Source organism: Aminobacter sp. LjRoot7 (assembly GCF_964252895.1).
In the GTDB taxonomy this organism is placed as follows: domain Bacteria; phylum Pseudomonadota; class Alphaproteobacteria; order Rhizobiales; family Rhizobiaceae; genus Aminobacter; species Aminobacter aminovorans_B.
Window position 1 is genome coordinate 1 of the sequence record NZ_CAXUPX020000009.1, and the last position, 23,020, is coordinate 23,020.

The following is a 23,020-nucleotide window of genomic DNA, read 5'->3' on the forward strand; positions in this document are numbered from 1 at the left end:
CAAGCGCCCGGTTCTTCGGCCCGAGATCGTGCACGATCGCCGCAAACCCCTCCCAGAACCCATCCGCCTCCACACCCGTGCCCACCATCGCCTCGCCAACGAAGTCGTGCAGCTCGCGCGCGACAGATAGGCCATGAAGGGAGACGCGGTCACTGATCCTGTTCATCATGTTCATGATCAAAACTCCCCTGTTTCAGGCCGCGATTGCAGCGTCGGTGCGGAACTCGCCCGAAATGGTCTCGGCGACCATCTGGGCGGTGGCGGCGGAGAGCGTCCAGCCGAGATGGCCGTGGCCGGTGTTGTAGAACACACCTGGCTGGCGACCCTTGCCGACCCTCGGCATCATGTTGGGCATCATCGGCCTGAGGCCGGCCCAGGGCACGACGCGGTTGGTGTCGACACCGGGGAACAGCATGCGCGTCCAGTCGACCAGCGGCCTGACGCGGTCGTCGCGAATGTCGCGGTTCATGCCGTTGAACTCGGCCGTGCCGGCAACACGGAAGCGCCCCTCGCCGAGACGGCTGGTGACGATCTTGGCGCGGTCGTCGAGCAGGCTGACCCAGGGCGCCGCATTCCGGGTACGCTCGTCGTCGAGATGCACTGTTATCGAGTAGCCCTTGACCGGATAGACATTGACGCGGTCGCCGAGCATCGCGGCAAAGTGTCGGCTCGCCGAGCCGGCACAGACGACAATGCCATCGGCCTCGACGATCTGGTCGCCAGGCGCACTGGACGCCCCGCCGCTGGTGTAGCCGATGCAGAACACCCCATCGCGGGCGATCCGGTTGACGGTCGCGTCGAAGACGAAACGCGCCCCGCGTCGCTCGCAGGCCTTGGCGAGGCCAAAGGTGAATTTGTGGATGTCGCCGGTCGAATCCGACGGCGTATAGAAGCCGCCGTGGAAATCGCCATGCAAGGTCGGCTCGATCGACTTCACTTCCTGTGCCGTCACCGGACGACGGTCAAGACCGCCTTCGACCAGCATCGAATTGACCTTCAGCGCATGCTGGAAGCTCGGCCTGTCCCAATAGAAGTGCAGGATGCCGCGCTGGACATGGTCGAAATCGATGTTCTCGCGCTCGGCAATCGCAAACAGATGCTTGCGCGCGGCGATCGCCAGCCGCGTCGTCTCCACCGTGTTGTCACGATAATTCGCGATGTTGGAGACGAACTCGGCGAGCCAGGCATATTTGTGCCAGGTCGGCCTGGGATTCATCAACAGCGGCGCATCGCTGCGCAGCATCCACTTCATGCCCTTGAGCAAGGTCGACCAGTGGTTCCACACTTCGGCATTGCTCGCCGAAAGCTGGCCGCCATTGGCGAACGAAGTCTCCATGCCGGCATAACGCTGGCGGTCGATGACGGTGACGGAATAGCCGCGCTCCAGAAGCGCATAGGCAGTGGTAACGCCGGTAATACCGGCGCCGATAACGGCAATATGGGGCATTTCACTCTCCGCGAACAAAGTTGGGTGCGGGCCGAAACCCACGGTTATTCCCCAATCTGTCGCTGTACCTGAGAGCTTAACCACGACAGCCCGGCCGCTGCGGCTTTCCCCTTCGGTGGACGCTCGAAGCGCCTCTCTCCAGATCGTTCAACTGCATGGTCACTTTTGCCTGAGAGTTTCCTGGGGGGTTGCTCCGTCGGCGTCGGCCGGTGTTGTCTAGCAGCGGCCGATCTCTCCCAATGCAGCCTGTTGAACGCAATTCTTCTTAGCTGGCACCATGCCGTTCCGCAACGGTAGTCGCGGAACGGCCAAGGCCTCAGTTTCCTTCGTCGTAAAGCGTCGTGGTCGTTTCGACGCCGTGCTCGTGTAGACCGGCGCGCACCACCGCGGCAGCCGCCAGTTCGCGTGCCTTGCGGCGGATCGATGGCTCGTCGACGCCCTGCACCTTGCCGTCCAAATAGACCGCCTTGCCGTCGACCCAGGTCTGGGTGATCGAGGCCGTCGAGGCCGAGAACACCAGCGCCTGCAGCGGATCGTAGAACGGCGTCCACTCGACATGGTCGAGGTCGAACAGGATGAAGTCGGCCTTCTTGCCGATCTCCAGCGAGCCGATCTCGTCGTCCCACATCAGCGCGCGCGCGCCTTCGATGGTGGCGGCACGCAGCGCATCGCGCGCGGTGAAGACGTCAGGCTTGAGCCGTGCATCCTTGAACATGCCGGCGACGACGAGCATCTGCCGCATCAGATTCATGTTGCCGGCAGCCGAGACACCGTCGGTGCCGAGACCGACCTTGACGCCGGCCCTGACCATCTCGGGATACTTGCCTATCGACGTCGCGCCCTTGCCGAGCTTGAACGACGAGCACGGGCAGAAGGCGACGCTGGCGCCGCGTTCGGCCAACAGCTTGACCTCTTCGTCCGACACGGCAGCGCCGTGGGCGATGACGAGGTTCTTGCGGATGCCGCCGGCATTGTCGACGCGGGTGATCGGCCAGCAGCCATATTTGCTCTCGCAGACCTTGGCCTCCTCGATCGAGGTCGCCAGGTGATAGGTCGTGCCGACGCCGAGCTTTTCGGCCAGCGCCACCGCGCCGACATGCAGTTCGAGGCTGCAGGGTTCCTTGCCCTCGATGTTGACCCAGCAGCGGGCGCGGCCGTCGAGCGTGTTGTTGTAACGCAGAACGTTTTCTTCCAGCACCTTTAGCGCCGACTGGGCATCGGGGAAGAAGTGATGCTCTGCCATCTCCTCGGTCCAGCCGCGCGGCAACTCGGCCGGGCGATTGTCGGCGGCGTGGCGGCCGGTGATACCGCGGATGCCGGTCTTGTCCATCGCCCGGATGACGATGCCGGGATCATATTGCGAGCCCATGTCGAGGAAGCAGGTGGTGCCACAACGCAGCATCTCGGTAATGCCGAGCAAAGCGCCCCAATACTCGTCTTCCTCTGATATGTGGGCGTAAAAAGGCTTGGCCCAGTGGAACACCCAGGCGCGGGTGTTGAGATTGTCGGGGAAGACCGCGCGCGACAGCGTCTCGGACAGATGCACGTGGCTGTCGACAAAGCCCGGGCAGATACCCAGCATCGTGCCGTCGATGACCTTGTCGAAGCTTTTGCCCTTGTGGCGTGCCGCCACCTCATTCGCCTGGCCGATATCGGCGATGCGGTCGTTTTCGACGACCACGCTGGCGTTGCGCAGCACCGTGTCGTTCTTGTCGACCGTGAAGGCGAAGTTCAAATTCTCGATCAGCGTGCGCATGTGTCTCCACCCCATACTTCACTCACGGACCTTCAATCGCATCCCGCCGGTCCGTGACGGCGGGCGATATCTCTTTATGCAGCCAGGTCAAAAAGCATCCCGGCTGCCAATTCACAAGGCAGGTTCGCTCAGGCGACCGCCTTGACCTTGCCACCATTCCTGGCGGTGCCGCAGAGGATCAGCTTGTCGGTGTCGGCATAGTCGGAAAGCAGTTCCGAACCCTTCGACGTCACCAGCAGCATGTCCTTGTTCTGCATGCCATAGCCGTAGCCGGTGTCGTAGCAGAGCGGCTCGAAGCCGAGCACCATATTCTCCTCCAGCGGTGCGTCGCTGCCCGGTTTGCCGAGCACCGGCGTCAGGCCGAGATAAGGATCCTCGTGCAGGTGCAGGCCGATGCCATGACCAACGAACGAGATCGGCGGCAGGTTGAGCCTGGCCAGCTTGGCGATGAAGGCATCATAGATCTCGCGGCAGCTGGCGCCTGGCTTCACCTTCTCCATGATCTCATATTTGCACTCGACCAGATGAGCCCAGATCTTGTCGGCCATGGGCGGGGCCTCGCCGACGATGGCCGTGCGGCAGACGCCGGCCTGGTAGCCGTTGATGACCGAGAAGATCTCGACGCGGCAGACGTCGCCGCGCTTGAGAATGCGGTCGGATGGGCCGACATTGGGCAGCACCGAGCGCTCGCCGGTGGCAACGATCAAAAGCTTGAAATGCTCGGCGCCCAGCGAATAGACGTTGCGGGTCAGATGGCCGGCAATGTCCATTTCGGAATCGCCGGCGTCTACCACAGCCAGTGTGTCGGTGATCGCCTGGTCGGCGATGCGCGACAGCTTGGAGAGCAGCGCTACCTCTTCCGCCGTCTTGATCTGGCGCAGCCGCGCCAGGATCGGCTCGGCATGCTCGAAGCGGGCACCCGGCATCGCCGAAATCAGGCGGGCGAAGTCGCCGGCCGGCAGATAGTCCATTTCGAGGCCGATGCGTGCCTTGGCAAGACCGAGGCCGGAAAGCTGGTCGGCCAGCACCAGCATCGGGTCGTCAGAGAATTCGGCCCAGATGCGGGCTGGCATCTCAGGCAGGCGGCGCTTGATCGTCGAGGCCTCCATGTCGACGCCGAAGATCGCGGTGCGTCCATCTGCCGTGACGATGGTCATCGCATGGCGGTGGCGGATCAGCGGCTGCGACGGCACGACGAAGCCTGCGGTGTAGGCGAAGTTTTCAGGCGACGAGCAGATGATGGCGTCGAGCCCATGCTCCGCCATTGCCCTGACCTGCTTCGCTACGATTTCTGCCCGCATGATATGTTCCTCTCCTTGAGTTTCTTGACCGGCGCTCAGTCGCGCACGCGGTATTTCTCGACCTTGGCAAGGTCGACATCGATGCCCATGCCAGGCCCGGACGGCACGACGACCGCGCCATCGGCGACCTGCATCGGTTCGACCAGAAGATCGTCCTTGTAGTAGATGCCGCCGACCTGGCCATGCTGTGCCTCGGCCGGCGTCGAGATCGGGATGACGCAGGACAGCGTCGCCGCCGGCGAGGCGGCCGCGACCTGGACGTTGGCCAGGTTGCCGATGCCTGTTTCGATCGAGCCATTGACGTTGCAGATGATGCCGGCGGCGCGGCAGACCGCACCGACCTCCATCGCCTTGTAGAGGCCACCAGCCTTGGTGGTGTAGATCGAGATGATCTGGATGCCGCCATTCTGGATGATCTGGATGGCGTCATGAGCGTTCCATGCCGACTCGTCGGCCATGACGGGCGCGTCGATACGGCGGCCGACCTCGGCAATGCGCTCGATGCCCATCACCGGCTGCTCGACATATTTGAGCCGGTACTTTTCCATCTGGCGCACTGTCTGCACCGCCTCGCCCGGCGTCTTGTAGCCCTCGTTGGCGTCGACGCAGATTTCCATCGCCTCGCCTGCGGCCTCGCGGACCGCAGCGACCATCTTGACGTCGCGTGCCGGATCGACACCGATCTTGACCTTGATCGTTTTGATACCTTCAGCGGCAAGCTTGGCCGCCTCGACCTTGGCCTCCTCGATCGCAATCAGGCCGATCGAATGGGTGATGGCGACCTTGGCGCGCGCCTTGCCGCCAAGCAGCGTATGAACGGGAACGTTCAGCCAGCGGCCGGTGAGGTCATAGGCGGCAAATTCAACCGCCGCCTTGGAATAGGGATAGCCGCGGATGATGGCGTCCATGCGCGTATGCAGTTCGGCAAAATTACCGAGTTCAAGGCCGATGACGGCGGGCGCCAGATAGGTTTCGATGACACTGCGGGTGATCATGGCAGACTCACCGAAGTAGCGGCCGAACTCGCCGCCCCAGTCCTTGAGTGCTGGCGCCTCGCCCCAGCCGACACGACCATCACTATCGGTCATCTTGACCATGACATAGCGGCCGATGACCTCTGTCAGGCCGGCCCATTTGTGCTCGCGCCGGGTCGGCAGTTGGACAATCAGCGTTTCGATGGACTTGATCGTGGGCACCGGTCTTACCTTTTCCTTGTCACCGCAGAGGCATCTCTGTACGATGCGATCATCTAGTGTGATCACACTTTATGATCATATTTTTGGATGTCAAGCGATCCCAGGATCGATTTTTCACGCCGACCGAAACGGCCGTGATGCATGATAGGAAGACAGCGGAGGAAAAGATGATTGTCGAAGCGACCAATTATTTCGCCAAGGAGGGTCTGGCGGACGACGTTCTGACGCAGCGCCGCAAGGCGACCGAGATCAGGCGTCGGCTCGGCCTTGACCCGGGGCGCATCCTCGTGCGGACGGAAGGAGACGGACCTGACATACGCTGGGAATGCAGCTTCGCCTCCAGGGAAGCTTATGACGCCGACCGCGCCGCACGTACAGCATCGCCCGACTTCGAAGCCGCACGCAAGCAGATGCACACGCTGCTCGAGCGCTTTGAGCGCCACGTCTACGAAGTGGAGGAATAGAGCGGCGGGGCCCTGATCTAAGCCTGTGCCAGCAGCCGATTCATCCTTGCCCGCACACGGACAACGCCCTCGGCGATATTCTCGCGCGGGATCGACGAATAGCCCATGCGGAAGAAGCGGCACGGACCGTCCGCATCGGGAAAGAAGGGCGAGCCAGATTCGATCAGCACACCGTCCTGCTTGAGTTCGTTCATCAAAAGGTCGGCGTCCAGCCCTTCGGGCCCCTCGACCCAGAACGACGTGCCGCCGAAAGCCGACGAGCCGGCGATGGTAAAGCCTTCGCGCTTCAGCGCCTCGGCCATGACGATGTGGCGCTTGTGGTACTCGCCACGCATGCGGTGCAGCACCGCATCGTGATGGCCGAGCGCGAGGAAGTAGGCCGCCGTGCGCTGGAGATGCCCGGGCGGGTGGCGCAGCATCAGGGCACGCAACGCCCGCGCCTCGCGGATGACCGGCGCCGGCGCCACGAGATAGCCCAGCCGCAGGCCGGGAAACAGCGATTTGGAAAAGCTGCCGATGTAGAACACCCGGCCGCTGCGATCGAAGGACTTCAGCGCCGGAGACGGTGGCGCGAGAAAGCTCATCTCGAACTCGTAATCGTCCTCGACGATGATGAAGTCCTCGGAGGCGGCGGCGGCCAGAAGTGCTGCGCGGCGTTCCACGGGCATCGTGGCGCCCGTCGGCGAATGGTGGCTCGGCGTGACGAAGACCGCATCGACCTTAGCCGGTAGGACCTCGGGCGGCAGGCCTTCCTTGTCCACGTCGATGGCCGTGACGTCGGCACCGCTCAGCTTGAGCGATGCGCTCATGTCAGGGTGGCAGGGGTTTTCGCACACGGCGTGCGCGCCCTGCCGCAGCAGCAGCTGGGTGACGATCCACAGCGCATTCTGCGCTCCCACCGTGACAAGGATTTCATCAGGCGTGGCGCGAATGCCGCGGCTGGGCAGCGTTCGCGAGCAGATGTAGTTGACCAACTGCACGTCATCGGCAGCGGCAAAGTCGCCGGCCATCAGCTCAAAATCCTCGCGCGCCAGCGCACGCCGGGCACAGTCGCGCCAGGCGCCAAGATCGAACAGCGACGGGTCCATCTGGCCGTAGAGGAACGGATAAGGATAGCGGCGCCAGTCGAGCGGCTTGCGCATCTGCTTGGCGACGATGAAACTCGACCGCAGTTTCGTCGACCAGTCGATTTCGTCTGCGCCGACGCCGGACACTGCTGCTTCGAGCACAGTTGTCGGCGGGTTGCCGGCAACACGATACGAGCTTCGGCTGGCGGTCTCGACATAACCCTGCGACGCGAGCTCCTGATAGGCGAGCGTCACGGTGATGCGGGAAATGTTCAGATATTCCGCGAGCTTGCGGGTCGAGGGCAGCTGAGCGCCAGGCTGCAGCCGGCCAGACAACACCGCCGAGACCACGGTTTCGCGGATCTGCGCCTGCAGGCCGATGCGGCTCGCCCGGTCGAGAAAGAAGATCGTCTCCGAAACTGTCGCCTGTGCCATGGTCCCACGCAGGTTCAATCTGGAGTCATTCAACTTCCAATCTGGATATAAGGCAATTCAAAGGTTCCATTTAACCCTATGTCCAGAACCAAGACCGGCATCAAAGCCGGCAAGTTCCCGGAATAACCGGTGGCTAACAAAACAAGAGGGTAACGATGATACACTTTAAGCATTTCAAGCATTTAGCCGGCGCCGCAACCGTAGCGGCCGGCGTGTTCACCTCCTGCCTCGCCTATGCCGAAACGACGGTCGTTGTCGGCTATCAGCAGATCGTCGGGCCGTTCGTCACGGCCATCGCCGACGGACGTTTCGACGCCGCCGCCAAGGAAGCGGGCTACACCGTCGACTGGCGCCAGTTCAGCTCCGGCGGCGACATCTCGACGGCTCTCGCCTCCGGCAGCGTGCCGATCGGCGTTATCGGCTCGACCGGCACCACCGCCGCCGCCACGCGCGGCGTCAATCTCGAACTGTTCTGGATCCTCGACAATATCGGCAAGTCGGAAGCACTCGCCGTCCGCAACGGCTCGGGCATCGAAAAGCCCGAGGACCTGAAGGGCAAGAATGTCGGCGTACCGTTCGTGTCGACCTCGCACTTCCATCTTCTTGTCGGCCTCGAGCAGGTGTGGAAGATCGATCCGCGCGAGGTCAACATCCTCAACATGAAGCCGCCGCAGATCATCGCCGCCTGGCAGCGTGGCGACATCGACGCCGCCTATGTCTGGCCACCGGCACTGACCGAACTGCTCAAGAACGGCAAGACCATCGCCGATTCAGAGACCATCGGCGCGGCTTCGGTACCGACCTTCGACGGCCTTGTCGCCGACAAGAAGTGGGCCGCCGAAAACCCGAAGTTCATGGCCGCCTTCACCAAGGTGCTGGCTGAATCCTATGCCGACTACAACAAGAACAAGGCAAGCTGGACGGCGGACTCGCCGCAGGTGCAGGGCATCGTCAAGCTGATCGGCGGCGACGGTGCAGGCGCCGTGGAAGCGCTCAACCTGTTGTCGTTCCCCAACGCCGACGAGCAGGCATCCGAAACCTGGCTCGGCGGCGGCGCCATCAAGGCGTTGAACGAGAGCGCCAAGTTCCTCGTCGCGCAGAAGCAGATCGACAATGCGCTCGACGACTACGCGCCCTTTGTCAACAGTAGCTACGCCAAGGAAGCATCCAAGTAGCATTGGACGTGCCGCTGGCCGAATGCCGGTCGGCGGCACCCTCTCCACCACTCGATTGCATTTTCTTCGAAAGGCTCGACGCGATGGAAACCCTCAACGTCAGCAATGTCAGCCTGACCTATCCAGGCCTCTACTCCGACCAAGCGGTTATTGCGCTCAAGGGCGTGAACCTTGAGGTCAAAAGCGGCGATTTCGTCGTCGCCCTCGGCGCCTCCGGCTGCGGCAAGACCACCCTGCTCAACCTGATGGCCGGCTTCATGACGCCAACCGACGGCGACATCACACTTGGCGGACGTCAAGTCGTCGGCCCGGGCGCCGACCGTGGCGTCGTCTTTCAGAAGCACGCGCTGCTGCCCTGGCTCAATGTTATCGACAACACCGAATTCGGGCTCAAGCTGCGCGGCGTCGACAAGGCGACCCGGCGCGAGCTGGCGACCAAGAACCTCGCCCTTGTCGGGCTGCAGGATTTTCACCGCCATATGATCTACCACCTCTCCGGTGGCATGCAGCAACGCGTCGGCATTGCCCGTGCGCTAACCTGCGATCCGGCGATGCTGTTGATGGACGAGCCAATGGCGGCGCTCGACGCGCTGACCCGCGAGACCATCCAGGAGCTGCTGCTCAAGGTCTGGCAGCTCACCAACAAGATGTTCTTCTTCATCACTCACAGCGTCGAAGAAGCACTTTTCCTCGGCTCCCGGCTGATCGTCATGTCGCCGCGTCCGGGCCGCATCACCCACACCTATGAGCTCGATTTCAATCGGCGCTTCCTCGAGGAGGGCAACGCACGTGCAATCAAATCCAGCCGCGATTTCATCGACATGCGCGAGCAGATCCTCGGCATCATCTACGGCGACGAGCGCCAGTCCGGCAATCCGGAACTCCTCCATGCTTGAGCGCCTCTCACGAGCCAAGTCCGTTCGCCCAGGCAAGATCTACGGCGCGCCCGGCGACGGCATGAGCGGCCATATCAGCCTGATCACCGCGCTCGTACTATTCGGCCTCTGGCTGCTGATCACCGAGATGGGCTGGGTCAAGCCGCTGTTCCTGCCCTCGCCGCTCGCCGTCTGGGACAAGTTCGTCGTCGCCATGACCGATGGCGTTTCCAACTCGACGCTCATCCAGCACACGCTGGCCAGCCTTGGCCGTGTGCTCGGCGCCTTCTTCCTGGCGCTGGTCACAGCAGTTCCAATAGGCATCCTGATGGGCGTCAACCGCACGGTGCGCGGTCTGTTTGACCCGATCATCGAGTTCTACCGGCCGCTGCCGCCGCTCGCTTACCTGCCGCTGATCATTATCTGGCTCGGCATCGGCGAATTCCCGAAGGTGTTCCTGATCTATCTCGCAATCTTCGCGCCCATGGCGATCGCCGCCCGCGCCGGCGTCCGCTCGGTGTCGACCGAACAGATCCATGCCGCCTATGCCATGGGCGCCACCCGCGCCCAGGTCATCTCTCAGGTGATCCTGAAGGCCGCCCTGCCCGAGATCTTCACCGGCATGCGCATCGGCATCGGCGTCGGCTGGACCACGCTGGTTGCGGCCGAAATGGTCGCCGCCCACCGCGGTCTTGGCTTCATGGTGCTGAACGCCGCCGAGTACCTCGCCAGCGATACGGTCATCATGGGCATCATCGTCATCGGCATCTTCGCCTTCGCCTTCGACCTCATGCTGCGCTACCTGGAAAAGGCGATGATCCCCTGGAAGGGCAAGATCTGATGGCAAAGCTCACACACCCGGCAACTTCGCCGCCCGGCTGACGCCAAACCCAACCGTACCAACAGACAGACCAATCCGCCGGCTAGTCCGGCCACGGCGAAGCCATGCCAAAAAGGCTCTGCCGCACAGATACGAGGACCACGACATGTCTCTCACCGCCGACGGCCTGGCTCGCCTCTTCGACGCCTTCAACCGCCACGACATCGACGGCGTCATGCATTTCTTCGCCGCCAACTGCGTCTTCAACGGCGTTGCTGGCCCGGAGGTCTACGGCACCCGCTTCGAAGGCACCGAGGCAATCGCCGCCGCCTTCAGCGGTGTCTGGAAGTCGATGCCGGACGCGCACTGGGCTCATCATGGCCACTTCGTCCATGGCGATCGCGCCGTCTCGGAATGGACGTTCACCGGCACCAACGCCGACGGCAGCCGCGTCGAGGCGGAGGGCTGCGACCTGTTCACGCTCGACGACGGCAAGATCGTCCGCAAGCAGGCCTTCCGCAAGAACCGGCCGCTGATCGCGGCTGGTGCCTGAGCGGTCTCGGGAGGACCACGCCAATGGAACATCAACTCGTCAGGTCCGCGGCACAACGCCTGCCGTTCGATCCGGCCTACGACCCGGTCCACGCGACAAACCCAGGTGCCGGCAAGGACTACGCGCCGACCTACTGGATCGCCACCGCCGGCCAGCAACCAGAAGACGACGGTCCGATCACACAGGACATCGACGTCGATATCGCCATCATCGGCTCGGGCTATACCGGCCTGTCCTGTGCCATTCATCTGGCCAAGGAGCACGGTATCAAGGCGACGGTGCTGGAAGCCAATGGCGTCGCCTGGGGCTGCAGCACCCGCAATGGCGGCCAGGCGCAGATTTCGGCCGGCCGGCTCAAGCGTTCGCAGTGGATCGAGCGCTGGGGCGTCGACGTCGCCAGGAAGATGCATGTCGAGATTTCGGAAGCGTTCGACCTGTTTCGCGACCTGATCCGCCAGCCCGAGATCGACTGCGATCCGCAGGATGGTGGCCATCTCTACATCGCCCATCGCGACAAGGTGCTGCCGGCGCTGGAAAAGGAAACGCGCCTGCTCAACGACGTCTTCGGCTACCGCGCCCGCATGATCGGCCGCGATGAGGTGCACAGCGATTTCGTTCGCGACGCCGAAGCCAAGGGCGCGATGTACGAGCCCGACGGCATGGGCATCCATGCCGCCAAGCTCGCCTTTGGCTATCTCAGGCTCGCCCGCAAGCTGGGTGCGAAAGTGCACACCTCAAGCCCGGTCCTCGGCAGCGAGATCAAGGGCGGCGTGCATCACCTGCGCACGCCGGGCGGCATCGTTAGAGCGCGTGCTGTCTGCATCGCCACCGCCGGCTACACTTCGCCCGGCCTGCACGAGCTGACGCGCCACCGGCTGATGCCGATCCTGTCCAACTCGATCGTGACGCGGCCGCTAACGGACAGCGAGCGCGAGATCCTGAACTTCCAGACCCGCATCCCGCTCACCGACACGCGCACGCTTCGCCACTACTACCGGATGCTGCCCGACGGTCGCGTGCAGATCGGCAGCCGCAGCGCCATCACCGGGCGGGACGCGGTCAATGCAAGCCATCTCGACCGGCTGCTCGAAGGGCTCTACCGCAAGTTCCCGGTCCTGCGTTGCATCGAGGTCGACTACTCCTGGTGGGGGTGGGTCGACGTCAGCCACGACATGATGCCGCGCATCTTCCGGCCCGACCCCAAACAGCAGCTGTTCTACGCCATGGGCTATGGCGGCAACGGCGTCATGTACTCGGCCCAGGCCGGCCGCCGCATGGCCCAGATGGTCGCCGGCAAGGGCGGCGAGCTCGACCTGCCGATCTTCACCTCCCCGCTGCCCAGCCACGGCCTGCTGACGCCGTTCCGGCGGCTCGGCCAGTGGGGAATGTACCGCTGGTATTACCTCAAGGACGAAATCCTCTAGCCCTCCCAAGGCCGGACCTGCCCCCAATCGAAAGGAACCAAGAAATGAAAATGACCACCGAAGAAGCATTCGTCAAAGTCCTCCAGATGCACGGTATCGAGCATGCCTTCGGCATCATCGGCTCGGCCATGATGCCGGTGTCGGACCTGTTCCCCAAGGCTGGTATCAAGTTCTGGGACTGCGCGCATGAGACCAATGCCGGCATGATGGCCGACGGCTTCAGCCGCGCCACCGGCAACATGTCGATGGCCATCGGCCAGAACGGCCCCGGCGTCACCGGCTTCATCACCGCGATGAAGACCGCCTACTGGAACCACACACCACTGCTCATGGTCACGCCTCAGGCGGCCAACAAGACCATCGGCCAGGGCGGCTTCCAGGAAGTCGACCAGATGGCGATGTTCGAGGAGATGGTCTGCTACCAGGAAGAGGTGCGTGATCCCACTCGCATTCCCGAAGTGCTGAACCGCGTCATCGAAAAGGCATGGCGTGGTTGCGCCCCGGCGCAGATCAACATCCCGCGCGATTTCTGGACCCATGTCATCGACGTCGACCTGCCTTCCATCGTGCGCTTCGAACGCCCGGCCGGCGGACCGCAAGCCATAACCGAAGCAGCACGCCTGCTGTCGGAGGCCAAGTTCCCGGTCATCCTGAACGGCGCCGGCGTCGTCATCGGTAACGCGATCCAGGAATCCATGGCGTTGGCCGAGCGGCTCGATGCGCCGGTCTGCTGCGGCTACCAGCACAACGACGCCTTCCCTGGCAGCCACCGTCTCGCCGCCGGCCCGCTCGGCTATAACGGCTCGAAGGCAGCGATGGAGCTGATTGCCAAGGCAGACGTGGTGCTGGCGCTCGGCACCCGCCTCAACCCGTTCTCGACCTTGCCCGGTTACGGCATCGACTACTGGCCGAAGAATGCAGCGATCATCCAGGTCGACATCAATGCCGATCGCATCGGCCTGACTAAGAAGGTCTCCGTCGGTATCTGCGGCGACGCCAAGCAGGTCGCCCGCCAGATCCTCGAGCAACTGACGCCCTCGGCCGGCAACGAAGGCCGCGAGCAGCGCAAGGCGGCGATCCACCAGAACCGTTCGGCCTGGCTGCAGCAGCTGTCGTCGATGGACCACGAAGAGGATGACGTCGGCACCGAGTGGAACGCCACCGCCCGCCTGCGCGAGGCCGACCGTATGTCGCCGCGCCAAGCCTGGCGCGCGATCCAGGCCGCCCTGCCCAAGGAAGCGATCATCTCCACCGACATCGGTAACAACTGCGCCATCGGCAACGCCTATCCGAGCTTCGAACAGGGCCGGAAATATCTCGCACCGGGAATGTTCGGCCCTTGCGGTTACGGCTTCCCGTCGATCGTCGGTGCCAAGATCGGCTGCCCCGACGTGCCGGTGGTCGGCTTCGCCGGCGACGGCGCCTTCGGCATCTCGATGAACGAAATGGGCGCGATCGGTCGTGAAGGCTGGCCGGCGATCACTATGGTTATTTTCCGCAACTACCAGTGGGGTGCGGAAAAGCGGAACACAACGCTGTGGTACTCCAACAACTTCGTCGGCACCGAACTCAACCCCAACCTCAGCTACGCCAAGGTGGCTGATGGCTGTGGCCTGAAGGGCGTCGTCGTCGACACCACGGCCAAGCTCACCGAGGCGCTGGCCAAGGCGATCGACGACCAGGCCAAGGGCATTACCACCTTCGTCGAGGTCATCCTCAACCAAGAGCTGGGCGAGCCTTTCCGCCGCGACGCGATGAAGAAGCCGGTTCCGGTGGCTGGCATCGACCGCGCCGACATGCGCCCGCAGCAGCGCGCCTGACTTCGCAACAAGACCGCCTGCGCGGTTCGCCGGGCAGGCGGACCGCCAAAACTTCGTGATCCGGGAATGAGCTGAATGAACACCGCCGCTGCGACACAACGCTTCAATGGCCTGCCTTCGGTGGTGCAGGTCTACTGGCCTGGCCTCGCCGTCACCGGTGCGGTGGCGATCGCGGCACAGTTCCTCTCCGATCATTACGGCGCGCCGGCGATGCTGATGGCCCTGCTGCTCGGCATCGCTTTCCACTTCCTGTCGGAGGAAGGACGCTGCGTCGCCGGCATCGACTTCTGCGCCAAGAAGGTGCTGCGCATCGGCGTTGCCCTGCTCGGCATGCGTATCAGCGTCGACTTGCTGATCGGGCTCGGCGCCAGCACCATCCTGCTCCTGGTAGCCGCGATCGCCGCGACCATCCTGTTCGGCCTCGCCGCCGCCAAACTGCTCGGCCGCGGCTGGCGCCTTGCCCTCATCACCAGCGGCTCGGTCGCGATTTGCGGCGCCTCCGCTGCCATGGCGATCGCCGCAGTGCTGCCCAAGAATGAGTTCTCCGAGCGTAACCTGATCTTCACCGTGCTGTCGGTGACGGTGCTGTCGACACTCGCCATGATCTTTTATCCGATGATCGCCCAGGCCATCGGCCTCGACGCGCGTGCCACCGGCATCTTCTTCGGTGGCACCATCCACGACGTCGCCCAGGTTGTCGGCGCCGGTTTCTCGGTCTCACCAGAGGCGGGTGAAACGGCGACGCTGGTCAAGCTCATCCGTGTCACCATGCTGGCACCTGTCGTGCTGATCTTCTCGCTCGCCACCCGCAATGTCGGCTCCGTCGGCGAGACCGGCAAGCGCCCGCCGCTGCTGCCCGGCTTCGTCATCGCCTTCCTCATCCTCGCCGCCATCAACTCCTTCGGTCTCATACCTGAAGCGGTGTCGAAGGTCGGCATGGAAGCCTCGCGCTGGGCCCTGCTCGCCGGCATCGTCGCTGTCGGAATGAAGACCTCATTGCGCCGCGTGCTCGACGTCGGCGGCGATGCGGTCGCCCTCATCGTCGCCGAAACCATCTTCATCGGCCTCTTCATCCTCGCCGGCATCTATTATCTGGGGCACGCCTGATGAAACCGCTGGAACGCATCCTCGCAACGGCAAGACAGGCGCCCAAACACATCGTTCTCCCCGAGGGCGAGGACCCGCGCATCGTCGAGGCCGCGATCCGGGCCAGGCGTGAAGGCATCGCCGAGATCACGCTGATCGGCAACCCCCGCGTCATCGAACAGGCACTGGCGGGCGAAGACGCGAGCCAGTTGGGTCTCCTCATCGAAGACCCCGCTTCCTCGCCGCTGGCAGCACGCCTCGCCGGTGCCTATTTCGAACTCCGCAAAGCCAAGGGTGTTGACGAAGCGGCAGCAATAGAAGCGCTGCGCTCGCCGCTCGTCTTTGCAGCAATGATGGTGCGCGAAGGCGAGGCCGACGGCACTGTCGGCGGCGCCGTCGCCACCACCGCCGACACCGTGCGTGCCGCCCTGCAGACGATCGGCCGCGCCCCCGGCGTCGGGCTGGTGTCGAGCTTCTTCCTGATGATGCTGTGCCAACCCCATCACGCCAAGAAGGGCGCTTTCGTCTTCGCCGACTGCGGTCTTGTGGTCGACCCCGATGCCGCCGGCCTCGCCGACATCGCCCGCATGTCTGCCCGCTCCTACCAGGCGCTCGCCGGCGCGCCGGCGAAGGTCGCGATGCTGTCGTTCTCGACCAATGGCAGTGCCGCTCACGAGCGCGTCTCGAAGGTGGTCGAGGCAACCCGCCTCGCGCACGCCGCCGATCCCGAACTCGTCATCGATGGCGAGTTGCAGTTCGACACCGCTTTCGTCGAAGCCGTCAGCGCCTCCAAGGCGCCCAATTCGGCGCTGCATGGCGAAGCCAATGTCTTCGTCTTTCCCAATCTCGACGCCGCCAACATCGGCTACAAGATCGCCCAGCGCATCGGCGGCGCCGACGCCATCGGCCCGATCCTCCAGGGCCTCGCCAAGCCGGCAAACGACCTCTCCCGCGGCTGCACCGCGGAGGATGCCTTCCACATGATCGCGGTAACGGTGGTGCAGGCGCAGGCTCGGTAAGGTGACCTTCCAAGCCGGCCATGTGGCAAGTCAGTCTTCCCCGCCCTGCGGGTAAGAGATGATCGACAAAAACCTTATCGGCAACTTTGTCAGCTGCTCGGGGCCGTGCGGGGTGTCGGCTTCAAAGAACAGGCTGTCGCCGGGTGCCATGTGGTAGAGCGTCGAGCCGTGGCGATAGGTGATCTCGCCTTCAAGCAGGTATAGGAATTCCATGCCCGCATGCTGGAACAGCGGGAAGACGTCGGTGTGGCTGGTCAGGGTGATGAGGTAGGGCTCGACCGAGACCGCGCTGGACGCGGAGCCGATGTAGCCGAGCAGGTTGTAGTGATGACCGGCGCGGGTGCCACGCCGCTCGACCTCGAGCCCGGTTCCGGCCCGGACGAAGACCGCGCTGCGCTCTTCCTCGAAGCTTCTGAGCAACGCGGTCATCGGCACGCCAAGTGCCTGGGATAAGGCTTGCAGCGTGGTCAGCGACGCCGAAATGACGCCGTTTTCGATCTTCGACATCATGCCGACCGAGATGTTTGCGGCACCTGCAAGCTCGGTTGCCGTCATGCCGTGACGTTTGCGACAGGCCCGCACTTCTCTGCCGATTGCCGCCTGCAGCTCGTTCTCCCCAGGGACACGCACGGCGTGCGGGTCCTGTTGCAACGAAGCCTGCGTGGTTTTCCTGTTCATGCAAGGCCCGGTCCTTGGAGGTAACCCCGTGGGGCGGGTCTGATGTAGGGGAACTGTCGCATTCATCCTGGCACCCTCCGTCGGTCATTGTTTGCCGCTAGGCTGGCAGCAAAACGGCCGGTCAAACGAGGCCGGTCACCACTCCGATGCCGGTTACCGCTGCCAGCATGCCGAGCGAACGGACGACAACTGCCCCGCTTGTGCCCGCCTTGCCCTCAAGAGCCAGACCGAAGCCAAGTCCGGCCGCGTGCAACATCGCCGTCGCCAGCACGAAGCCAGCACCATAGGCCAGGCCGCTGGCGCTCTCAGGCATCTCGGCGCCATGGGCATAACCGTGGAAGACCGCAAAGAAGCCGACCAGCGCCATGGCGGCCGCTACTCCGGCGCGCAGGTTGAAGGCGACAACGCCGCCGAGAACGACGATCGACAGGCCGATGCCGAGTTCGACGAACGGCACGGCAACACTAGCGAGGCCGAGTGCGCCACCCAGAACCATCACGGACACGAAGCTTGCCGGGACGAGCCAGCGGGCGCGCCCGCCAAGCTGAGCGGCGAACAGGCCAACCATCACCATGGCGAGCACATGGTCGAGCCCGCCGAGCGGATGGGCAAAGCCGTGGGCGAAGCCTTCGACATGGCCGAGGCCGGTATGGGCGCTGGCGAAACTGGGCGCCAGTGCGAAGGCGGCCAGTGCCGCTGTCCTTGCGAGAAATCTGGAGTTCATTGTCTTGTTCCTTTCATCGACGATAGCAAGATACGGGCCGTCATTTGCGTCGCGCCACGGGTTGCTGGCCAAAGGCTGCTGCAACGGCGAGCACGAACAGGCTTTCGGCAATGCCGCGTGCGGCGATCGCGTCGGCAGCCAGGCACCGCACGCCCCAGCCTGCTCCGTTAGGGAGCGCCGTGATGCCGGCAAGCTGACGCTCCGGCCGGCCGAGGGTGGCAAGCTCATCGACCGTGGGAAGCCGATCGGGCGCACCTAAAAGCATGAAGTTCGTCACGACCTTCCAGCCGCCGATGGGCGAAGCCGGGCCGGCGAGGTCCACTCCTGCGACGTCGAGATTGTCGCGTACGAGCAGCCGCCCGTCGGCGTCGCGAATGTCGACCTTCGCCTCCAGCCGCTCGAACGGACGGCCACGTCCTTCGTGGTCGTGCAAAGCGAAAGCGTCGGACAACAGCAGCACCGCGCCCGACGCAAGCCTGGCCTGGGTGATGCTCACGCAGGCGGCGCCCGGAAACAGCACCAGCGGATCAGGCGTCAACGCCAGGAACGCTCCCTCCTCCAGGACGATCTCGGTCGTCTGACGGGCCGGCTGGCCATGGCAGTCGTGAACGACTGTGGCGGCCTGTGTGGTGACATGGCCGGCAGCACCCGCCCCGACGTCAAGGCGGGTCGAAAGCCTATCATCGCGATAGAGGCCGCCCGAAGAAGACTGCTGGTAGACGGTGAGCAGCGATGGGATGGCAGCATCGAGCGCAAACGGCCGCGTCATGTGGAAAGGATAAGAGACGTACTGGCGTCCGATATGCGTGCGCGCGCCGTGGCGGGCCAGCGCAAGCTCGAAGCGGCCACTTCTTGCCCCGGCCTGGCGCGGCTGTGCCGGCAGGCGAGATGTAGGCGGTTGGGGCCAATGGCTCGTCATCTGAACAACACGTCGGAGACGATGCGGTCGGCGATCGCGTCGATCCCATCATTGCTGCGGCAATTGGTGAGGGCCATCGGTCGGCCAGCGCGCGCAGTAGCGGACTGCGCGGCCATCGCCGCAAGGTCGACACCTACGTAAGGGGCAAGATCGATCTTGTTGACGACCAGCAGGTCGCATTTGAGGACGCCAGGACCGTTCTTGCGCGGAATGTCGTCTCCACCGGCAACGTCGATGACGAACATCCACCAGTCGACGAGGTCGAGCGAGAAGGTCGAGGCGAGATTGTCGCCGCCGCTTTCGATCAGGATCAGCTCGACATCCGGAAACAAGGCTTCCAGATCATCGGCGGCGGCGATGTTGAGGGTGGGATCCTCGCGAATGACGGTGTGCGGGCAGGCGCCCGCCTCGACCGCCGCCACACGCGCCGGGTCGATCAGACCCGAGCGGCGGATACGTTCGGCGTCCTCCGCCGTCACCAAATCGTTGGTGACGATTGCCAGCGACACGCCGCGCGCCGCGAAAGCCGGGATCAGCCGTTCGATAAGCGCGGTCTTGCCTGAGCCGACGGGACCGCCAATGCCGATGCGGGCGGCTCCGACACGCGACTGTGCAGGCGAATGGAAAGACGTCCTGGTGTCCATGATGTCACCTCAGCATGTAGCGTTGGGTCAGCGGCAGTTCATAAGCCGGCTCGCAGGTGGCCAATTCGCCATCGACGAAAACGTCGAAGGTCTGCGGATCGACGCGGATATTGGGGCAGGCGTCGTTGTGCAGCATGTCCTTCTTCGACAGGGCACGATTGCCGCGCGAGGGCAGCAACGCCTTCTTCAGGTCGAGCGTCGCGGCAAGGCCCCTGTCGATGGCGAGCGGATTGACGAAGCAGGCCGACAGCGCCTGCTTGGCGCGGCCGAAGGCGCCCCATTGCGGCCGCAGGAGCAGCGGCTCGCAGGTCATCAGCGAGGCAGCGCTGTCACCCATGGCGCCCCAGGCGATGAAGCCACCTTTGATGACGAGTTCCGGTTTGATGCCGAAGAAGGCCGGCCGCCAGATCACGATGTCTGCCATCTTGCCGTCTTCGAGCGAACCGACATGCTCCGCGATGCCGAAGGTGCGGGCCGCGTTGATGGTGTATTTGGCGACGTAGCGCTTGATGCGTTCATTGTCGCCGAAGCGCGTGGTCTCTTCGGGCAGGCGGCCGCGCTGCTTCTTCATCTTGTCGGCGAGTTGCCAGGTGCGGCAGATCACCTCGTTGATGCGGCCCATGCCCTGGCTGTCGGAGCCGAGCATCGAGATCGCGCCAATGTCGTGCAAGATGTCCTCGGCGGCGATGGTCTGGGCGCGGATGCGGCTTTCGGCGAAGGCGACATCCTCTGGAATGGCCGGGTTGAGGTGGTGGCACACCATCGTCATGTCGAGATGTTCGTCGAAGGTATTGATCGTGTAGGGATTGGTCGGGTTGGTCGAGGACGGCAGGCACCACGGCACGCCGGCGACGCTGATGATGTCGGGCGCATGGCCGCCGCCGGCACCCTCCGTGTGGTACATATGGATGGTGCGGCCATTGATGGCCGCAAGCGTATCCTCGAGGAAACCGGATTCGTTCAGCGTGTCGGTATGGATCTGGACCGGGAAATCGAGTTCGTCGGCAACCGTCAGGCAGGTGTCGATCGAGGCCGGCATGGTGCCCCAATCCTCATGCAGCTTGAGGCCGAGGCAGCCCGTCTCGATCTGCTCGACCAGCGAGGCTGGTCTGTGCGAATTGCCGCGACCGAGGAAGCCGAAATTGATCGGCCAGTGCTCGGCAGCCTGCAGCATCTTGCCGACGTTGAACGGACCGCCGCAGTCGATGCCGACCGTGATCGGACCCAAAGAACCGCCGAGCATTGTCGTGATGCCGGAGGCGATCGCGTGGTCGCAGAGCTGTGCACTGTCGAAGTGGACATGCACGTCGAGCGCGCCGGCCGTTGCGATCAACCCTTCGCAGTCGCGCACCGTGGTCGCCGCCGAGACGATGAGGCGCGGGTCGACTCCGTCCATGATCGCCGGGTTTCCGGCCTTGCCGATGCCGACGATCTTGCCGTCGCGAATGCCGAGATCGCCCTTGACGATGCCGACGACGGCATCGATCACCGTCACGTTGCACAACAGGAAGTCGAGCGCACCCTCGGCGCTGGTGACGCCAGCGGCAAGGCCGGCACCATCGCGCAGCGTCTTGCCGCCGCCATGCAGGCACTCGTCGCCATAGACGGCGAAGTCCTTTTCAACGACGGCGACGAGCGAGGTGTCGCCGAGACGGAAGCCGTCACCGGTGGTCGGGCCGTACATCGCCGCATAGTCGCGGCGTGACAAGGTTGCCATGATCGTTCCTCCCCTCAGGCGCCGCGAAAGCCGCGGGCGCGGGCGTTATCAAGGGCAGCGGCCTTCACCGCTGCATCGTTGGTCTGGCCGTTCGACAGCCCGTTGAGGCCCGAAAGCAGCTGCTGCCCGCCGAATGTGGTGAGCGGAACATCCTTCTCCTGTCCCGGCTCGAAGCGCACGGCGGTGCCGGCAGCGATGTCGAGGCGCATGCCGAAGGCAGCCGCACGGTCGAAGTCGAGCGCCTTGTTGACCTCGAAGAAGTGGTAATGGCTGCCGATCTGCACCGGGCGATCGCCGGTGTTGACGACCTTGAGCGTCAGCTTGCGGCGGCCGGCGTTGAGTTCGATATCGCCTTCCTCGGTGATGATCGCGCCGGGTTCGACATCGTCGGCAACAGCGCCTGCGGCCGGGCGTAGCGGCTCATGCACGGTGACCAGCTTGGTGCCGTCTCGGAACGTCGCCTCGATCTGCAGCATCGGCAGCATAGCCGCCACGCCTGGCATGACGTCGGCCTGGGTCAGGATTGCGGAGCCGAACGACATCATCTCGGCGACCGAGCGCCCTTCTCTTGCGCCTTCGAGTATCTCGTCGGAGATGATGGCAACGGCCTCGGGATAATTAAGCAGCAAGCCTTTGGCCCGGCGTTTGCGTGCCAGCTCGGCCGCCGTATAGATGGTCAATCGTTCAAGTTCGGTCGGCGTCAGCAGCATCGTGTGCACTCCTTAATTCGAAAACAGGCGCTGGCCCGAAGCGCCGTGCATGGCGACCGCGATCTCACAGAGCGGCGTGAACGAACGCAGCGCTTGATCGTCGGCAACGGGCCTGCAACCTGCCGCCTCGATCTCAGGCAGCGCCCGGGCAATCGAGGCCTGCGCGTCGATGGCGCCGATCAAGCCGAGCCGCACAGCGGCCGTCGCCAGCGAGGCGACCATCTGGTAGCCACCGATCGCAACGGCCGTCGCCTCATCGAGGCCGATCGCTTGCCACACCAGACCCTGGACGACAGCCAAGTGGCCGGAGGCCCGACCATTGCGAACCATCGCGCGGTAAGCTGCTGCTCCCTTGGTTCCCAGGCGCCCGTGGGTGGTCAGGAGAGCCGTGCCGTTGCGGCGCGAGCCCGACCGTAACCCCTCCACGAAAGTCGACGCCTCGACCTCACGGTCCAACTCGGCCAGCGCTTCAAGATCTCCGGCAAGTCGAAAAGCCCGGACCAGCGCGACACGATCCGCATCGGCCCAACGATGCCGGATCTGGGTGTCGACGAAACCGGCGAAGTCGAACGCGCCCAGTTTCCCGGCAAGCGAGGACGACGCCTCCAGCCCTTGCGAAAAGGCAAATCCACCTGAAGGAAATTGCCCGTCGGCGTGCTGCAGGGCAACGAGCAGATTTGCCGCCGAAAAGCTCATTCGGTCACCTCGCTCATGGCGACGCGACCGCCCGAGATGAGCGGATCGATGCGCGCGGCATAGGCCGACGCAGGTCCATCCTGGGCGACCAGCAGATCCTCGCCGTCGAAGCGGACACGCCAGTGCAGATTGCCGGCGTGATAGCCGAGCTCCAGCGCGTCGCTGGCCGAGCGCGGGCTGAACCTCAGCCAGCGCTGCTCGCCGGCGCGAACGATCACCGCGCGATGATCGTCGAGCACCAGCACCGCGCCGTCATGAAGTTTCTGGTCCCGCGGCAATGTGATCGCCACTTCCTCACCCTTGTCGGTCCTCGCCATCAGCCGCCGACGGTCGAGATCGCCGACAGCCACCGTCACGAACTCCACGGCGTGGTGATGTTCGAGATGATGGATCGCTTCATGCAGACCGGGATCGTTTCGGCTCCCGACAACGCTCTCAACTCGAAGCATCTCGACATTCCTTTCTGCGCTTGACGTTCGGGCCTTTGGCCGCTC

General features: G+C 64.0%; 22 protein-coding genes and 1 riboswitch. Of the genes, 9 read left to right on the plus strand and 13 right to left on the minus strand.

All coding sequences use genetic code 11. The features are described 5' to 3' along the window. Positions 1-193 precede the first annotated feature (193 nt). The 4 genes from ACSQ3E_RS22450 to ACSQ3E_RS22465 form a co-directional block, all read right to left on the minus strand. Entirely contained in the window at positions 194-1,447 is a 1,254-nt protein-coding gene (locus ACSQ3E_RS22450; protein WP_436124374.1) for a D-amino acid dehydrogenase, read from the minus strand. A gap of 46 nt (positions 1,448-1,493) precedes the next feature. Beyond that, positions 1,494-1,599, minus strand: a riboswitch (glycine riboswitch). 164 nt (positions 1,600-1,763) lie between these two features. Continuing rightward, entirely contained in the window at positions 1,764-3,203 is a 1,440-nt protein-coding gene (locus ACSQ3E_RS22455) for an amidohydrolase family protein (protein WP_310324039.1), read from the minus strand. Positions 3,204-3,331: 128 nt separating this feature from the next. Continuing rightward, complete coding sequence (locus ACSQ3E_RS22460) at positions 3,332-4,504, minus strand: M24 family metallopeptidase (RefSeq protein ID WP_436124375.1); 1,173 nt, start codon at positions 4,502-4,504, stop codon at positions 3,332-3,334. Positions 4,505-4,539: 35 nt separating this feature from the next. Next, on the minus strand, positions 4,540-5,700 hold the full coding sequence (locus tag ACSQ3E_RS22465) for a mandelate racemase/muconate lactonizing enzyme family protein (RefSeq protein ID WP_436124376.1): 1,161 nt from the start codon (positions 5,698-5,700) through the stop codon (positions 4,540-4,542). A gap of 137 nt (positions 5,701-5,837) precedes the next feature. Here ACSQ3E_RS22465 and ACSQ3E_RS22470 point away from each other — a divergent pair, with 137 nt between their 5' ends. Next, positions 5,838-6,164 (plus strand): hypothetical protein, encoded by a 327-nt coding sequence (locus tag ACSQ3E_RS22470; RefSeq protein ID WP_436124377.1) that lies wholly within the window; start codon positions 5,838-5,840, stop codon positions 6,162-6,164. Positions 6,165-6,181: 17 nt separating this feature from the next. Here ACSQ3E_RS22470 and ACSQ3E_RS22475 read toward each other — a convergent pair whose 3' ends face one another. Beyond that, positions 6,182-7,666, minus strand: a complete 1,485-nt coding sequence (locus ACSQ3E_RS22475; protein WP_310324048.1) for a PLP-dependent aminotransferase family protein — start codon at positions 7,664-7,666, stop codon at positions 6,182-6,184. A 155-nt stretch (positions 7,667-7,821) separates the two neighbouring features. On the opposite strand from ACSQ3E_RS22475, the gene tauA reads away from it, so the two are divergent. The 8 genes from tauA (at position 7,822) to pta (ending at position 16,438) form a co-directional block, all read left to right on the plus strand. Beyond that, the gene (tauA, locus tag ACSQ3E_RS22480; RefSeq protein WP_310324050.1) at positions 7,822-8,841 is read left to right on the plus strand and encodes a taurine ABC transporter substrate-binding protein; all 1,020 of its coding nucleotides are present in this window, start codon (positions 7,822-7,824) and stop codon (positions 8,839-8,841) included. Positions 8,842-8,924: 83 nt separating this feature from the next. After that, positions 8,925-9,737: a taurine ABC transporter ATP-binding protein gene (locus ACSQ3E_RS22485; protein WP_214390721.1), complete on the plus strand. Its 813-nt coding sequence runs from the start codon at positions 8,925-8,927 to the stop codon at positions 9,735-9,737. After that, complete coding sequence (locus ACSQ3E_RS22490) at positions 9,730-10,557, plus strand: ABC transporter permease subunit (protein WP_115734563.1); 828 nt, start codon at positions 9,730-9,732, stop codon at positions 10,555-10,557. Before ACSQ3E_RS22485 ends, ACSQ3E_RS22490 begins: the two co-directional genes overlap by 8 nt. A 145-nt stretch (positions 10,558-10,702) precedes the next feature. After that, complete coding sequence (locus ACSQ3E_RS22495; protein ID WP_310324057.1) at positions 10,703-11,089, plus strand: nuclear transport factor 2 family protein; 387 nt, start codon at positions 10,703-10,705, stop codon at positions 11,087-11,089. Positions 11,090-11,112: 23 nt separating this feature from the next. After that, entirely contained in the window at positions 11,113-12,513 is a 1,401-nt protein-coding gene (locus tag ACSQ3E_RS22500; protein ID WP_436124378.1) for an NAD(P)/FAD-dependent oxidoreductase, read from the plus strand. A 44-nt stretch (positions 12,514-12,557) separates the two neighbouring features. Next, a complete protein-coding gene (xsc, locus tag ACSQ3E_RS22505; RefSeq protein WP_436124379.1) occupies positions 12,558-14,333 on the plus strand; it encodes a sulfoacetaldehyde acetyltransferase in 1,776 nt (591 codons plus the stop codon). Positions 14,334-14,408: 75 nt separating this feature from the next. Next, entirely contained in the window at positions 14,409-15,440 is a 1,032-nt protein-coding gene (locus ACSQ3E_RS22510) for a YeiH family protein (RefSeq protein ID WP_310324065.1), read from the plus strand. After that, positions 15,440-16,438, plus strand: coding sequence for a phosphate acetyltransferase (gene pta / locus ACSQ3E_RS22515; RefSeq protein WP_436124380.1), 999 nt, complete (start codon positions 15,440-15,442; stop codon positions 16,436-16,438). The genes ACSQ3E_RS22510 and pta overlap by 1 nt, the downstream gene beginning before the upstream one ends. A 30-nt stretch (positions 16,439-16,468) precedes the next feature. Here the strand turns inward: pta and ACSQ3E_RS22520 are convergent, their stop codons facing one another. The 8 genes from ACSQ3E_RS22520 to ureE all read right to left on the minus strand — a co-directional run bounded on the left by ACSQ3E_RS22520 (position 16,469) and on the right by ureE (position 22,975). Then, positions 16,469-17,116, minus strand: a complete 648-nt coding sequence (locus tag ACSQ3E_RS22520) for a helix-turn-helix domain-containing protein (RefSeq protein ID WP_436124381.1) — start codon at positions 17,114-17,116, stop codon at positions 16,469-16,471. A 121-nt stretch (positions 17,117-17,237) separates the two neighbouring features. Next, positions 17,238-17,840 (minus strand): HupE/UreJ family protein, encoded by a 603-nt coding sequence (locus ACSQ3E_RS22525; RefSeq protein ID WP_310324074.1) that lies wholly within the window; start codon positions 17,838-17,840, stop codon positions 17,238-17,240. Positions 17,841-17,880: 40 nt separating this feature from the next. After that, positions 17,881-18,609, minus strand: coding sequence for an urease accessory protein UreD (locus ACSQ3E_RS22530; protein WP_436124382.1), 729 nt, complete (start codon positions 18,607-18,609; stop codon positions 17,881-17,883). 146 nt (positions 18,610-18,755) lie between these two features. Beyond that, positions 18,756-19,403, minus strand: a complete 648-nt coding sequence (gene ureG / locus ACSQ3E_RS22535) for an urease accessory protein UreG (protein WP_267322031.1) — start codon at positions 19,401-19,403, stop codon at positions 18,756-18,758. 4 nt (positions 19,404-19,407) lie between these two features. Beyond that, a complete protein-coding gene (ureC, locus tag ACSQ3E_RS22540) occupies positions 19,408-21,120 on the minus strand; it encodes an urease subunit alpha (RefSeq protein WP_267322032.1) in 1,713 nt (570 codons plus the stop codon). Positions 21,121-21,134: 14 nt separating this feature from the next. Next, a complete protein-coding gene (locus ACSQ3E_RS22545; RefSeq protein WP_436124383.1) occupies positions 21,135-21,830 on the minus strand; it encodes an urease subunit beta in 696 nt (231 codons plus the stop codon). A gap of 12 nt (positions 21,831-21,842) precedes the next feature. Next, positions 21,843-22,526 carry an urease accessory protein UreF gene (locus ACSQ3E_RS22550; RefSeq protein WP_436124384.1) on the minus strand — a complete coding sequence of 228 codons (684 nt, stop codon included), beginning with the start codon at positions 22,524-22,526 and terminating at the stop codon, positions 21,843-21,845. Continuing rightward, positions 22,523-22,975, minus strand: coding sequence for an urease accessory protein UreE (gene ureE, locus ACSQ3E_RS22555; RefSeq protein WP_310324089.1), 453 nt, complete (start codon positions 22,973-22,975; stop codon positions 22,523-22,525). Before ureE ends, ACSQ3E_RS22550 begins: the two co-directional genes overlap by 4 nt. Positions 22,976-23,020 lie beyond the last annotated feature (45 nt).